At 69.8% G+C, this 12,437-nt stretch carries 12 protein-coding genes; 8 read left to right on the top strand and 4 right to left on the bottom strand.

Annotation, left to right across the window (positions count from 1 at the left end):
• Positions 1–101: 101 nt before the first annotated feature.
• From ABEA43_RS26385 to ABEA43_RS26360, 6 genes are all read left to right on the top strand, one after another.
• Positions 102–1,541, top strand: coding sequence for an acetyl-CoA synthetase (locus ABEA43_RS26385; protein ID WP_345565816.1), 1,440 nt, complete (start codon positions 102–104; stop codon positions 1,539–1,541).
• A 96-nt stretch (positions 1,542–1,637) separates the two neighbouring features.
• Complete coding sequence (locus tag ABEA43_RS26380; RefSeq protein WP_345565814.1) at positions 1,638–1,892, top strand: hypothetical protein; 255 nt, start codon at positions 1,638–1,640, stop codon at positions 1,890–1,892.
• The gene (locus ABEA43_RS26375; protein ID WP_345565812.1) at positions 1,879–2,304 is read left to right on the top strand and encodes a type II toxin-antitoxin system VapC family toxin; all 426 of its coding nucleotides are present in this window, start codon (positions 1,879–1,881) and stop codon (positions 2,302–2,304) included. The genes ABEA43_RS26380 and ABEA43_RS26375 overlap by 14 nt, the downstream gene beginning before the upstream one ends.
• 45 nt (positions 2,305–2,349) lie before the next feature.
• Positions 2,350–3,225, top strand: a complete 876-nt coding sequence (locus ABEA43_RS26370) for a hypothetical protein (RefSeq protein ID WP_345565810.1) — start codon at positions 2,350–2,352, stop codon at positions 3,223–3,225.
• Positions 3,226–3,234: 9 nt separating this feature from the next.
• Positions 3,235–4,191 carry a zinc-binding dehydrogenase gene (locus ABEA43_RS26365; protein ID WP_345565808.1) on the top strand — a complete coding sequence of 319 codons (957 nt, stop codon included), beginning with the start codon at positions 3,235–3,237 and terminating at the stop codon, positions 4,189–4,191.
• Positions 4,192–4,267: 76 nt separating this feature from the next.
• Complete coding sequence (locus tag ABEA43_RS26360) at positions 4,268–5,125, top strand: oxygenase MpaB family protein (RefSeq protein ID WP_345565806.1); 858 nt, start codon at positions 4,268–4,270, stop codon at positions 5,123–5,125.
• Between the two features lie 43 nt (positions 5,126–5,168).
• Here ABEA43_RS26360 and ABEA43_RS26355 read toward each other — a convergent pair whose 3' ends face one another.
• Both ABEA43_RS26355 and ABEA43_RS26350 read right to left on the bottom strand, forming a co-directional pair.
• A complete protein-coding gene (locus ABEA43_RS26355; protein WP_345565804.1) occupies positions 5,169–5,909 on the bottom strand; it encodes a PadR family transcriptional regulator in 741 nt (246 codons plus the stop codon).
• Positions 5,906–6,709, bottom strand: a complete 804-nt coding sequence (locus ABEA43_RS26350) for a DUF4097 family beta strand repeat-containing protein (RefSeq protein ID WP_345565802.1) — start codon at positions 6,707–6,709, stop codon at positions 5,906–5,908. Before ABEA43_RS26350 ends, ABEA43_RS26355 begins: the two co-directional genes overlap by 4 nt.
• Positions 6,710–6,867: 158 nt before the next feature.
• Between ABEA43_RS26350 and ABEA43_RS26345 the strand changes: the two genes are divergently transcribed.
• On the top strand, positions 6,868–7,737 hold the full coding sequence (locus ABEA43_RS26345; protein WP_345565800.1) for an alpha/beta fold hydrolase: 870 nt from the start codon (positions 6,868–6,870) through the stop codon (positions 7,735–7,737).
• Between the two features lie 10 nt (positions 7,738–7,747).
• Positions 7,748–8,371: a TetR/AcrR family transcriptional regulator C-terminal domain-containing protein gene (locus tag ABEA43_RS26340; RefSeq protein ID WP_345565798.1), complete on the top strand. Its 624-nt coding sequence runs from the start codon at positions 7,748–7,750 to the stop codon at positions 8,369–8,371.
• On the opposite strand, the gene ABEA43_RS26335 is transcribed toward ABEA43_RS26340, so the two are convergent.
• Both ABEA43_RS26335 and ABEA43_RS26330 read right to left on the bottom strand, forming a co-directional pair.
• A complete protein-coding gene (locus tag ABEA43_RS26335) occupies positions 8,368–8,550 on the bottom strand; it encodes a DUF6104 family protein (protein WP_345565796.1) in 183 nt (60 codons plus the stop codon). The two genes, ABEA43_RS26340 and ABEA43_RS26335, sit on opposite strands and share 4 nt — an antisense overlap.
• A 126-nt stretch (positions 8,551–8,676) precedes the next feature.
• Positions 8,677–12,315: a multifunctional oxoglutarate decarboxylase/oxoglutarate dehydrogenase thiamine pyrophosphate-binding subunit/dihydrolipoyllysine-residue succinyltransferase subunit gene (locus tag ABEA43_RS26330; protein ID WP_345565794.1), complete on the bottom strand. Its 3,639-nt coding sequence runs from the start codon at positions 12,313–12,315 to the stop codon at positions 8,677–8,679.
• Positions 12,316–12,437 lie beyond the last annotated feature (122 nt).

Genomic DNA, 12,437 nt, shown 5'->3' with positions numbered 1-12,437 from the left:
GCAGGTCGAAGCCCTGTTGAATGGTCTGGAGTAACATCGGTAACGGTAATTATCAAAAGTCTCTGCTTACTAGCCGAATTATGTTCTGGTTAGATGTATTCATGGACCCTCGCACCCCCTGTCTCATCGGCATCGCGCAGCGCACCGTTCGCGAGCAGCCGGGCCCGGAGCCGCTGGACCTGTGGGAGCAGGTGGCGCGGGCCGCCGCCGACGACGCCCGGCTCCCGATGGAGCGGCTCGACTCGATCCAGCTCGTCTACAGCGACTCCTGGCAGTACGACTCGCCGGTGTGCCGGCTGGCCGATCGGCTCGGGGCCACGCCGCGCCACCACGCCTACTCCAAGGTCAGCGGTACGGCTCCGCACCTGCTCATCGGCGCGGCGGCGACCAGGATCGCGGCAGGCGAGCTGGACTCCGCCCTGGTCGCGGGGGCCGAGGCACTGGCGACGCGCAGGGCGTACCGGCTGGCGGGGGAGCGCGTGCCCTGGAGTCACCCCGCCGACCCCAAGCCCCCGTACGGGTGGGAGCGCCCGCCGCATCCCGCCGAGCTGGCCCACGGGCTGTTCCTGCCGGTGCACACCTACGCGATCATGGAGACCGCGCGGCGGGCGGCGCTCGGGCTCACGGTCGAGGAGGAGATGCGCGACCGCGGCCGGCTGCTGGCGCCGATGACCGAGGTGGCCGCCGCGAACCCGTACGCCTGGCGCAGGACCGCCCGCACCCCCGAGGAGCTCGCCGCGGGCGGCCGGTTCGTCGGCTGGCCGTACACGCGCGGCACGGTGGCGGTGATGGAGGTGGACCAGGCCGCGGCCGTCGTCCTGGCCAGCACGCGGCTGGCCGACCAGCTCGGCGTGCCCGCTGAGCAGCGGGTGTACCTGCGGGGATGGGCGTACGCGGAGGACACCTGGGAGGTGGCGGGGCGGCCCGCGCTCGGCTCGTCGGAGGCCATCGCGCGCGCTGCCGAGGCGGCCTTCCGCCGGGCGGGGCTGGGTCTGGACGACCTGCACGCGCTGGACCTCTACAGCTGTTTCGCGATCGCGCTGCGGCAGGCGTGCGACGCGATCGGGCTCGACCCGCTGGACCGGCGCGGGCTCACGGTCACCGGCGGGCTGCCGTACGCGGGCGGGCCGGCCAGTGACTACGTGCTGCACTCGACGGCGACGATGGCGGGGCTGCTGCGGGCGCAGTCGGGGCACGGGCTGGTGACCGGGGTGGGGATGCACCTGACCAAGCACGCGTACGCGGTGTGGTCCAGCGAGCCTGGGGGGCGGCTGGGGAGCGCGGCGCCGGTGTTCGTGGCCGAGGGGGTGCCGATCGTGTCCTCGTACGAGGGGGACGGGGTGGTGGCGGGGTACACGGTGGCGTACACGCGGGACGGGGTGGCGGAGCGCGCGGTCCTGGTGGTGGACGTGCCGGGCGGCGGGCGGGCGTACGCGGTGACGGAGGAGCCGGCGCTGCTGGCGGACGCGGTCGGGCGGGAGCTGGTGGGGCAGGCGGTGCGGCTCACGTCCGACGGGAAGGTCAATGTGGCCTCTTGGTAAGGCCAAAGCGCGGTCAAAATTGTGTTCGAGCGACTACTCTCTGGTGTTGACATTTTGATGTCACAGGCGGACGCTGGAGTCATGCGGAGGACAACGGTGCGCATCGACGAGACGCTCCTCAACGAGGCGAAGGCGTACGCGGCACGTAACGGTCGCAGTCTCAACTCAGTGATGGAGGATGCCTTGAGGCAACTCATGAATCGCTCCGCCGAAGTGGCGGATCGTCCCCGTATCAACCTGCCCGTCTCCGGAGCAGCCACCGGCCCCATGCTGACCTGGGCCGAGATCAAGGAGATCCTCGACCAGGAAGACGCCGAGCGTGTGCTGGGAGCCGGCCATGCGGATGCTTGACACGAACATCCTCTTCAACGCGCAGCGGCGCGACGCCGAGCATCACAAGCCCTGTCATGCCGTGCTCATGGAGCTCATCGAGGGCGACGAGGCCTATGCCGTGAGTGACTTCGCGCTCCAAGGGTTCATGCGAGTGGTGACCAACCGCCGCATCCCGGGCGCGACGCCCTTCGAGGTCGCCCGGGAGTTCGCCGACGGCGTCCGCCACCAGCCGCATGCGGTCGTGGTGAATGCGGGGTCCAGGCACTGGGACATCTTCGTCAAGCTGTGCCGGCAGGCTGGGGCGACGGGCAATCTCGTGCCTGACGCCTACCTGGCCGCACTGGCCATCGAGCACGGTTGTGAATTCGTGACCTGCGACCGCGATTTCGCCAGGTTCGAGGGCTTGCGCTGGCGGTCACCGCTCAACTGAACTGAGAGCAAGGGCGCAAGCCGGCACTACTCGGCTAGGAACGTCGTGGCTGACCAGTTCGACGTCATCGAGTCAGGCGAGCGCGGCCGTCGCCGGTGGATCGGGCTGGCGGTGGTTCTCGCGCTCCTGCTGATCCCCATTGTCGGCGTGCTCAGCAGCAGCGATCCCGGGCCGCCGCCCGTCACGCCGGCTCCGGAGCCCATCCAGTCCCTGACCAGGGTCGAGAGCGCGCCCAACATCCTGAACGTCCCCGTCAAGACCAAGGGGCGCGACGAGGTCTTCGAGGCGGTGTTCCCCGACGGGCAGCGGGCCGAGGTGCGCTATCCCGCGGAGCTCGATCTCGACGCGATGGGGTCGCGGCCCTTCGTGGGCGTGTGGGTGGACGGGCTGTACCGCCAGCTCCAGGCCCCGTACAACGGGGAGATCGAGGTCACCCGCGGTGGCCGGCCGATCAGGAACTACACCCGCAACGTCACCCTCTGGCCGCGCCAGGCGGGCAGTGGCTCCTACGGGCAGGTGCTGCTGTTCGCGTTCGGGCAGTGGCGGCTGGCCATGTACGACCGGGGGCAGGGGCTGACCTTCGACCAGCGGCTGGCCCTCGCGCGGGAGCTCAAGGGCCGGGTGACCAAGAACGGCTATCTCGTCCTGTCGGCACGCGGCCTGGTGCGGCTCGCCGAGCCGGGGGAGAGCGCGGAGGGTTACCCGGTCGGGCCGCAGCTCTGGTTCGGCGGCGGGGCCGGGCCGATGGTCGCGTTCGTGCCGACCCCCGGCTGCCGGGGCACGAACGCGGTGCCGTCCGTGATCGACGGGCGGGGGCGGCGGGCCGAGTCGGTGTGCAAGGGCGGGGTGCGGATCGCCGTCACGGGGCCGCAGTCGTTCCGCGAGAGGGCGCTCAAAGAGATCCAGATCACGCTGAAGTAGGGTGCGGCCATGTTCGCCGTAACCGCCACACAGACCGACCCCGACAACCCACTCGCCGGGCTGACGCTCGGCGAGCGTCCGGAGCCGAAGGCGCCGGACGGATGGACGACCGTCTCCGTGCGGGCGGCCGCGCTCAACCACCACGACCTGTGGACGCTCAAAGGCGTCGGCATCAGGCAGGACCGCCTGCCCATCGTGCTCGGCTGCGACGCCGCGGGCGTGGACGAGGACGGTAACGAGGTCATCGTGCACTCCGTGATCGGCACGGGCGCCGACGAGACCCTCGATCCCAAGCGCACGCTGCTGTCGGAGACCTACGACGGCACGTTCGCCGAACGGGTGGCCGTGCCGCGCCGCAACCTCGTGCCCAAGCCGGCCTCGCTCAGCTTCGAGCACGCCGCCTGCCTGCCGACGGCCTGGCTGACCGCGTACCGGATGCTGTTCGACAAGGCCGGGCTCCAGCCCGGCTCGACCGTGCTGGTGCAGGGCGCGGGCGGCGGCGTCGCCACCGCGCTGATCGCGCTCGGGCGGGCCGGTGGCTACCGGGTCTGGGCGACCAGCCGCACGGAGGAGAAGCGCGAACGCGCCCGCGAGCTCGGCGCCGACCAGGTCTTCGAGCCGGGCGCACGGCTGCCCGAGCGGGTGGACGCGGTCATGGAGACCGTCGGGCAGGCCACCTGGGATCACTCGCTCAAGTCGCTCAAGCCGGGCGGGCGCATCGTCGTCTGCGGCGCCACCAGCGGCGCGGTCCCGCCCGCCGACCTCAACCGGGTCTTCTTCCTGCAGCTGTCCGTGGTCGGCTCCACGATGGGGACGCGTGACCAGCTCCAGCGGCTGGCGGTGTTCCTGGAGCAGACCGGACTGCGACCGGTCATCGACCGGACACTTCCGCTGGCCGGGGCCCGGGACGGGTTCGCCGCCATGGCGGAAGGGGAGATTTTCGGAAAGATCGTATTTGCGGGCTGAATAAGTGAAGGGTTACTTATGCGCCTCCTGGGTGATACAAGAGGAGTGAGGTTGTATCACCCGGGAGGCCGTCATCATGGACGTTGAGCCCTTCGGCCCAGGTTCGATGCACTGGGACACCGCGGGCGAATACCGCAACCTGCTCGTGGCCGGCAGCGCGCTGGTCATCCAGACGATGCACCCCGCGGTCGGCGCGGCCGTCGCGGAGCACTCCACGTACAAGGCCGACCCGTGGGGGCGGCTCACCCGCACGCTCGCCTCCGTCCAGAAATGGGTGTACGGCGGAGCCGGCGGCCCGGCGGAGGGCGAGCGGCTGCGGGAGCTGCACAAGCCGATCAGCGGGGTGGACGAGCGGGGACGGCACTATCACGCGCTCAACGGCGAGGCGTGGGCGTGGGTGCACCTGTCGCTGTTCGAGCGGTTCATCGCGCTCAACCGCTATTTCGGGACGCCGTTCACCGTCGAGCAGCAGCGGCGCTTCTATGCCGAGTCGCGGCAGCTCGGCGCGATCCTGCGGGTGCCGGAGCGGGAGATGCCGGACGACCTCGACGGGTTCTGGCGCTATTTCGACGCGATGGTGGCCGACCGGCTGGAGGCGCATCCGACCGCGCTCGACGTGCTGGCGGTCATGCGTGGCACGCCGGCGCCGCCGGGGCTGCCCCGGCCGTTGCGCCGCCTGTGGACGCCCGTGGGTGTGGGCTCCGGGGAGTTCAACCACTTCGTGACCGTCGGCACGTTGCCGCCGGCGGTCCGGGCGAAGCTGGGGCTGCGGTGGACGGCCAGGGAGGAGCGGCGGCTGCGGCATCTCGGGCACGCGGTGGCGATGCTGACGCCGCGCCTGCCCGAGCGGGTGCGGTACATGCCGCTCGCCTACCACGCGCGGAAGGCGGCGCGGAGCTCGCGCCGGCTCCAGCGACAGCTCCGCTCCGCCTGACCGCCCCAACCCCGTGCGGGCCGGATCGGTTTCGGGGTGGTGGTCAGGATTCGAGGATGTCGCGGACGCGGCGGCCGGCGTCACCGAGCGCCGTACGGAGCTCGGCCAGCTTCTCCGGGGTCAGCCCGGACGCCGAGGCGTCCTCGCGGGCCTGGGCCACGAAGTCGGCCAGCAGCTCGCCCAGCTCGGCGTCGAGCGCGGCGCGGTTGGGCGGCGCGCCCCCCAGCGTGGCCCAGACCTCCGACCAGATCCTGCGCCACTCCGTGCTGAGCCGCTCGCCCTCCCCCTGCCACTGGTAGGCGTGCTCCATCCACTGCCGCTTCTGCTGCTCCTTGAGCCGCTTGAAGTCCTCCTTCTGCTGCTCCTTGAAGCGCTTGGCGTCCTCGCGCGGCCCCGTGCGGACGTCCTTGGCCATCCGGGTCAGCTCGTCGCGCAGCGACTTGACGGTGTCGCGGACGTCCTCCTTGACCTCGCGGGCGATGTCGCGCACCGAGGCGGAGATCTCCTGCTCCAGGTCGTCGAGCTCGTCGAGGCGGTCGTTCAGCTCCTCGCGGCCCTTGTCGGTGATCGAGAACACCTTCTTGCCCTCGACCACCTCGTGCGTCACGAGGCCCTCCTCCTCCAGGCGGGCCAGACGCGGGTAGATCGTGCCGGGGGAGGGCGAGTAGACGCCGAGGAAGCGGTCCTGGAGCAGCCGGATGACCTCGTAACCGTGCCGCGGGCTCTCTTCCAGCAGCTTGAGCAGGTACAGCCGGAGCCGGCCGTGACCGAAGACAGGGCTCATTCCTTCTCTCCCTTGAGCAGCGCGACCTCGCCGGAGACCGTGATCGCCGACAGTGAGGCCATGCCGCCACCCAGCCGCCCCGACATCGACTTGGAGCCGGGACCACTCGTGTTGGACAGTTTCTCGAACGTGCTGACCAGCCTGCCCGAGGTGGATCTGACGTTGACGTCCGCCTCCACGTTCTCAGGCAGCCTGACCAGGATGTCACCGGACACGCTGTTGAGCGTGACATGCCCCGTCGGCCGCAGCGCCAGGTCCGCGGTGATCCGGCCGGAGACGGTGTTCGCCTTCAGCCGGCGCGGGGTGCCGTCGGCCACGGTCAGGTCGCCGGAGATGCTCTTGAACGACAGGTCGCCGTCCATCGTCCGGCTCTCGACGGCGCCCGACACGGTGTTGGCCACGACGGCGCCGCTCACGGCGTCGAGGACGATCTCCGCCGACACGCTCTTGACGTGCGTCTGCTTCTCGAACCCGGCCACCACGGAGGGCGCGGACACCACCCCGGCGTTGACCCGGCAGGACTTGGGCACGGCGATCGAGAGCACGGTCCTGCGCCGGTCGCGCCGCAGCCAGCCGAGCATGCCGTCCCAGGTGAGGTCCTTGTAGGCGATGACGAGCGACCTGGTGTCCTCGTCGTAGGTCACGATGAGCGGCGAGGCCGACTCGATCTCGGACACCTCCAGCGTGGGCGGGCCCTCGCTGGCGAGCACGGCCAGCCGGCCGGCGACGATGCGCACGTCGAGCGACTCCACCTCGCCGAACGTCAGCTGTTCGGGCTCTTCGATCGTCCACTGCTGCATGATCCGGACCCTCCTGGCGATACGTTCTCTCCCTAGACACGATATGTCGCGTCTGTCCAAAACTCAAGATGTATCGCGTATGGCCTGTCGGGGTCAGACCTCCATCTTGTACGTTTCTACGCTGTAGAGTCGTTCTACACCGTAGAAACGGAGATCGCATGACCATCGTCCAGGCGGGACACGCCCGCCTCTACACCGAGCGCACCGGGGACGGCCCGGCACTCGTGCTGGTGCCCGGCGGCGGCGGGGACACGTCCGCGTTCGACCGCGTCGTCCCGGTGCTGGCCGAGCGGTACACGGTGCTCACCCTCGACCGGCGCGGCAACTCGCGCAGCCCGATCGAGGGGCCGCAAAGGCCGGTCGACGTGGGGGAGCAGGCCGATGACGTGGTGGCCGTGCTGGATCACTACGGGCTGTCGCGGGCGTACGTGTTCGGCACCAGCGCGAGCGGGATCATCGCCCTGGAGCTGCTCATCCGGCATCCTGACCGGCTGCTGGGGGCCGTCGTGCACGAGCCGCCCATCGTCCGGGTGCTGCCGGACGCGGCCGAGCGGCTGGCCTTCTTCGACGAGGTGCGGGCGGTCGGGGAGCGGGAGGGGGCGCTCAGGGCGTACCTGCTGTTCGCTTCGGCGATCATGGCCAGGCCGCTCGGGCTGTTCCGTTCGCGGGCGGGCCGGGCGGTGGTGGCCGCCGGGCTGCGGGCCTCGATGGCGGTGCGGAAGGGGGAACCCGGCGGGATGCAACGCCTGTTCGGCAACGCCGAGGTCGTCGTGCGGTCCGAGATTCCGGCGTTCCTCGCGTACGAGCCGAACCTGTCGGCGCTGGGCCGCGTACCGGCCCCTTGGTGTTTCGCCGTGGGCGCGGCGAGCGAGGGCCGCTTCTACGCCAGGCCCGCCCGGCTGCTCGGGGAGCGGCTCGGCGCGGAGGTCGCGGAGCTGCCCGGCGGGCACCTCGGCTACCAGGAGTTCCCCAGGGAGTTCGGCGACCGGCTGGCGGCTACCCTGGACGGGTTCCGCGCACGGAGGTAAAGGGGGAGGCGTGCGGCCCACCAAGCCGACGCTCAATCACGAGTACATCGCCACCGTCGCGCTCGCGCTCGTCGACTCGGTGGGGCTCGGCAAGTTCTCCATGCGCAAGCTGGGGGCGGAGCTCGGGGTGGATCCGATGGCGGTCTATTACTACTACCGCGATCAGGAGGCGCTGTTCGACGGCATCGCGGAGCTGCTCTTCGACGAGCTGCGGGTGGACACGCTGCCGTGGGAGTCGTCCTGGCGCGTGCTGTGCGAGCGGCTCTACACGCGCCTGCGCGACACGCTGCTGGACCATCCGCACGCCGTCTCGATCTTCGCCACCCGCCCGGTGCGCTCCCCGGCCGCCATCGAGCACGGCGAGCGGGCGATCGCGATCCTGCGGGACGCGGGGTTCGGTCCCGCGCTCGCGCTGCAGCTCACGAGGTGCCTGCGGGAGTTCACGCTCGGGCACGCGCAGTCGATCGCCGCCGTCCGCCTGGGCGCCGGCCTGCGCAGCAAGAAGCCCGCGCCGCAGGATCCGGGCTACAACCTGATCGCGGAGAGCGCCGACGCCGCCGAGATCGACGCCCATTTCGGGATCGGGCTCACGGCCATGCTCGACGGCTTCGAGCGGCTCCTGCCCAGCACCTAGAGGTCGTCCTCGTCGTCGTCCAGGCGCGCCAGCCACGTGGCCAGCCGCTCGACCGGGGTCTCGAACTCGGGGTTGAGGTCCACGAACTCGCGCAGCCGCGCGCCCAGCCACAGCAGGCTGACCTCTTCCTCGCCCCGCCGCTCGACCAGCTCCTCGATCCCCCGATCGGTGAAGTACATCGTTCTCCGTCCATCTGTCGGAACAAAGCCGGCGGCGCGGTCGCCGCCGACGAAAATGGCAGGCGCCGACTTCGGCACCTGCCATTTCAGCACGCGGGCCCCCGGCCGGAGCCGGAGGCCCGAATGTCAGCCGAACAGCTCGTGCTGGATCTGCTCGAGCTCGGTGTCGTGCGAGTTGTGCGACCCCGTGGCCGGCGAGCTGTTGGGCGTGCGCGAGACGCGGCGCAGCCGCCGCCCGCTCAACGTCTCCGGGTCCTCGGCCAGCTTGAGTGTCAGGTAGGGCCACGGCCCCATGTTGACCGGCTCGTCCTGCGCCCAGACCAGCTCCGCCTGCGAGCCGTAGCGGGCCAGCTCGGCGCCCAGCTCCTCGGCCGGGAACGGGTAGAGGCGCTCCAGCCGGACGATCGCGACATCGTCGCGGCCCGACTTGTCACGCGCCGCGGCCAGCTCGTAGTAGATCTTGCCGGAGCACATGACCACCTTGGTGACCTTGGCCGGATCGACCTTCTTGTCGCCCAGGACCGGCTGGAAGGTGCCGGTGGTGAAGTCGGCCGCCTTGGAGGTGGCCGCCTTGTGCCGCAGCAGCCACTTCGGCGTGAAGACCACCAGCGGCTTGTGCCGCTCCGACTCCACCTGCCAGCGCAGCAGGTGGAAGTAGTTGGCGGGCGTCGTGGGCTGCGCGATCGTCATGTTGTCGAGCGCGCAGACCTGCAGGAACCGCTCGATGCGGGCCGAGGAGTGGTCGGGACCCTGACCCTCGAAACCGTGCGGCAGCAGCATCACGACCGAGGACTTCTGGCCCCACTTCTGCTCGCCCGACGAGATGAACTCGTCGATGATCGTCTGGGCGCCGTTGACGAAGTCGCCGAACTGCGCCTCCCAGGCGACCAGGGCGTCCGGGCGGACCACGCTGTAGCCGTACTCGAAGCCGAGCGCCGCGAACTCACTGAGCAGCGAGTCGTAGACGTAGAACTTCGTGGTGCCCTCGTTGAAGGACTTGAGCGGCGTGTGGTCCGCGCCGGTCATCCGGTCCACCAGGACGGCGTGGCGCTGCGTGAACGTGCCGCGCCTGGAGTCCTGGCCGACCAGCCGCACCGGGTGGCCGTCCATGAGCAGTGAGCCGAACGCCAGCGTCTCGCCCATCGCCCAGTCGATCGCGTCCTGCTCGACCATCTGGCCGCGGCGCTGCAGCACCGGCGCCAGGCGCGGGTGCGGCGTGAAGCCGTCGGGGAGGTTGAGCTGGGTGTCGACGATGCGCTTGAGCGTCTCGTCGGTGATCGCGGTCGGCGTGTCGTCGTGGGACCACTTGATGATCTCCGCAGGGGGCACCCGCATCGCGGCGGCCTCCTGCGGCTTCTTGGCCGCCTCGCGGGTCTCGGTGAACGCCTGCTCCAGCTTGGCCTGGTAGTCGCGGAGGGCCTGCTCGGCCTCCTCGACCGTGATGTCGCCCCGGCCGATCAGCGCCTCGGTGTAGAGCTTGCGGGTCGAGCGCTTGGCGTCGATCAGGTCGTACATCAGCGGCTGGGTGAAGGCGGGGTTGTCGCCCTCGTTGTGGCCGCGGCGGCGGTAGCAGATGAGGTCGATGACCACGTCCTTGCGGAACGCCTGGCGGTATTCGTAGGCCAGCTGGCCCACGCGGACCACTTGCTCGGGGTCGTCGCCGTTGACGTGGAAGATCGGCGCCTGGATCATCCGGGCCACGTCGGTGGCGTACACCGAGGACCTGGACGAGGCCGGCGAGGTGGTGAAGCCCACCTGGTTGTTGACCACCACGTGCACGGTGCCGCCGGTGCGGTAGCCGCGCAGCTGCGACAGGTTGAGCGTCTCGGCCACGACGCCCTGGCCGGCGAAGGCCGCGTCACCGTGGAGGAGGACCGGCAGGACCGTGAAGCCCTCCTCGCCGCGCTCCAGGAGGTCCTGCTTGGCGCGTACGACGCCTTCGAGGACCGGGTCGACCGCCTCCAGGTGGGAGGGGTTGGCCACCACGGACGCCGTGATCGTCTTGCCGCTCGGCGCGGTGAAGACGCCGGACGCGCCGAGGTGGTATTTCACGTCACCGGACCCGTGCGCGGTGCGCGGGTCGATGTTGCCCTCGAACTCGCCGAAGATCTGCGCGTAGGACTTGCCCACGATGTTGGCCAGCACGTTGAGCCGGCCGCGGTGCGCCATGCCGATGACGACCTCGTCGAGGTCCTCGTCGGCGGCGTCGCTGAGCACCGAGTCCAGCAGCGGGATCAGGGACTCGCCGCCCTCCAGCGAGAAGCGCTTCTGGCCGACGAACTTCGTCTGCAGGAACGTCTCGAACGCCTCGGCGGTGTTGAGCCGCGACAGGATGTTGAGCTGCTCGTCGCGCTCGGGCGACTTGTGCGGCTTCTCGATCCTTGCCTGGATCCAGGCCCGCTCCTCGGGGTTCTGGATGTGCATGTACTCGATGCCGACGGTGCGGCAGTAGGAGTCGCGCAGCACGCCCAGGATCTCGCGGAGCTTCATCAGCGCCCGGCCGCCGAAACCGCCGGTGGCGAACTCGCGCTCCAGGTCCCACAGCGTCAGCCCGTGCGACTGGATGTCGAGGTCGGGGTGCTTGCGCTGCTTGTATTCAAGCGGGTCGGTCTCGGCCATCAGGTGGCCACGGACCCGGTAGGCGTGGATCAGCTCGATGACGCGCGCGGACTTGGCCACGTCGTCGTCATGGGAGGCCGAGATGTCCTGGACCCAGCGGACCGGCTCGTAGGGGATCCGCAGCGCCTCGAAGATCTCGTCGTAGAAGCCGTCCTCGCCGAGCAGCAACCGGTGGATCGTGCGCAGGAAGTCGCCCGACTGGGCGCCCTGGATGATCCGGTGGTCGTAGGTGCTGGTCAGCGTCATGACCTTGGAGACGGCCAGGCGCGAGAGCGTGTCGGGGGACGCGCCCTGGTATTCGGCCGGGTATTCCATCGCGCCCACGCCGATGATCGTGCCCTGGCCGGGCATCAGGCGCGGAACGGAGTGGACCGTGCCGATCGTGCCGGGGTTGGTCAGCGAGATCGTGGTGCTGGAGAAGTCGTCGACGCCCAGCTTGCCCGCGCGGGCCTTGCGAACGACCTCTTCGTAGGCGATCCAGAACTGACGGAAGTCCATCTCTTCCGCGCCCTTGATGGAGGGCACGAGGAGCTGGCGCTCGCCGTTGCTCTTCTGCACGTCGATCGCCAGACCCAAGCCCACGTGCTCGGGCTTGACCAGCGTCGGCTTGCCGTCGACCTCGGTGTAGGAGTAATTCATCGCCGGCATGGCCTGCAACGCCTTGACGATCGCGAAACCGATCAGGTGCGTGAAGGAGATCTTGCCGCCACGACCCCGCTTGAGGTGATTGTTGATCACGATGCGGTTGTCGATGAGCAGCTTGGCCGGGATCGCTCGTACGCTCGTCGCGGTCGGGACCGTCAGCGACAGGTCCATGTTGGCCGCGGTGCGAGCCGCCGCGCCGCGCAGCTTGACCTCTTCGGCGCCCTTGGGCACCGGAGTGGCGGGCTGCTTCGGCTTTTCGGCTGCCGGAGGCGCCTTGGGCGGCGCCTGTGGAGGTGCGGGGGCGGTCGCAGTGCCGTTCGCCGCCTCCCTGACCGGGGCTCTGCCCGGTCCGTAATCAGGGTTGTAGTCAGCGAAGAAGTTCCACCAGGCCTTGTCGACAGACTCTGGATCTTGGAGGTACTTCTGGTACAGCTCGTCGACAAGCCATTCGTTCTGACCAAAGCTTGCCAGCGGGTTTGTCCGCGACGACTCAGACGACACGGCGGAAATCGCCCTCTTCCGCAGATCGGCGTTGATGTTAGAGAACCTGTCCAAGGCTACTCGCCCGGACCGGCAGCGCGAGCCGAAGAGCCCGTGCCGCCTCGAACGATCCTCTCAGGACT

This window comes from Nonomuraea rosea, assembly GCF_039539705.1.
Taxonomy (GTDB): domain Bacteria; phylum Actinomycetota; class Actinomycetes; order Streptosporangiales; family Streptosporangiaceae; genus Nonomuraea; species Nonomuraea rosea.
This window is presented reverse-complemented; position numbering and strand designations above follow the sequence as displayed.

Bases quoted from the DNA above. Each gene is read 5' to 3' on its own strand.
- ABEA43_RS26375 (WP_345565812.1), top strand. From the start codon at position 1,879: ATGCGGATGCTTGACACGAACATCCTCTTCAACGCGCAGCGGCGCGAC.
- ABEA43_RS26350 (WP_345565802.1), bottom strand. From the start codon at position 6,709: ATGCAGCAGTGGACGATCGAAGAGCCCGAACAGCTGACGTTCGGCGAG.
- ABEA43_RS26365 (WP_345565808.1), top strand. From the start codon at position 3,235: ATGTTCGCCGTAACCGCCACACAGACCGACCCCGACAACCCACTCGCC.
- ABEA43_RS26335 (WP_345565796.1), bottom strand. From the start codon at position 8,550: ATGTACTTCACCGATCGGGGGATCGAGGAGCTGGTCGAGCGGCGGGGC.
- ABEA43_RS26345 (WP_345565800.1), top strand. From the start codon at position 6,868: ATGACCATCGTCCAGGCGGGACACGCCCGCCTCTACACCGAGCGCACC.
- ABEA43_RS26385 (WP_345565816.1), top strand. From the start codon at position 102: ATGGACCCTCGCACCCCCTGTCTCATCGGCATCGCGCAGCGCACCGTT.
- ABEA43_RS26360 (WP_345565806.1), top strand. From the start codon at position 4,268: ATGGACGTTGAGCCCTTCGGCCCAGGTTCGATGCACTGGGACACCGCG.
- ABEA43_RS26355 (WP_345565804.1), bottom strand. From the start codon at position 5,909: ATGAGCCCTGTCTTCGGTCACGGCCGGCTCCGGCTGTACCTGCTCAAG.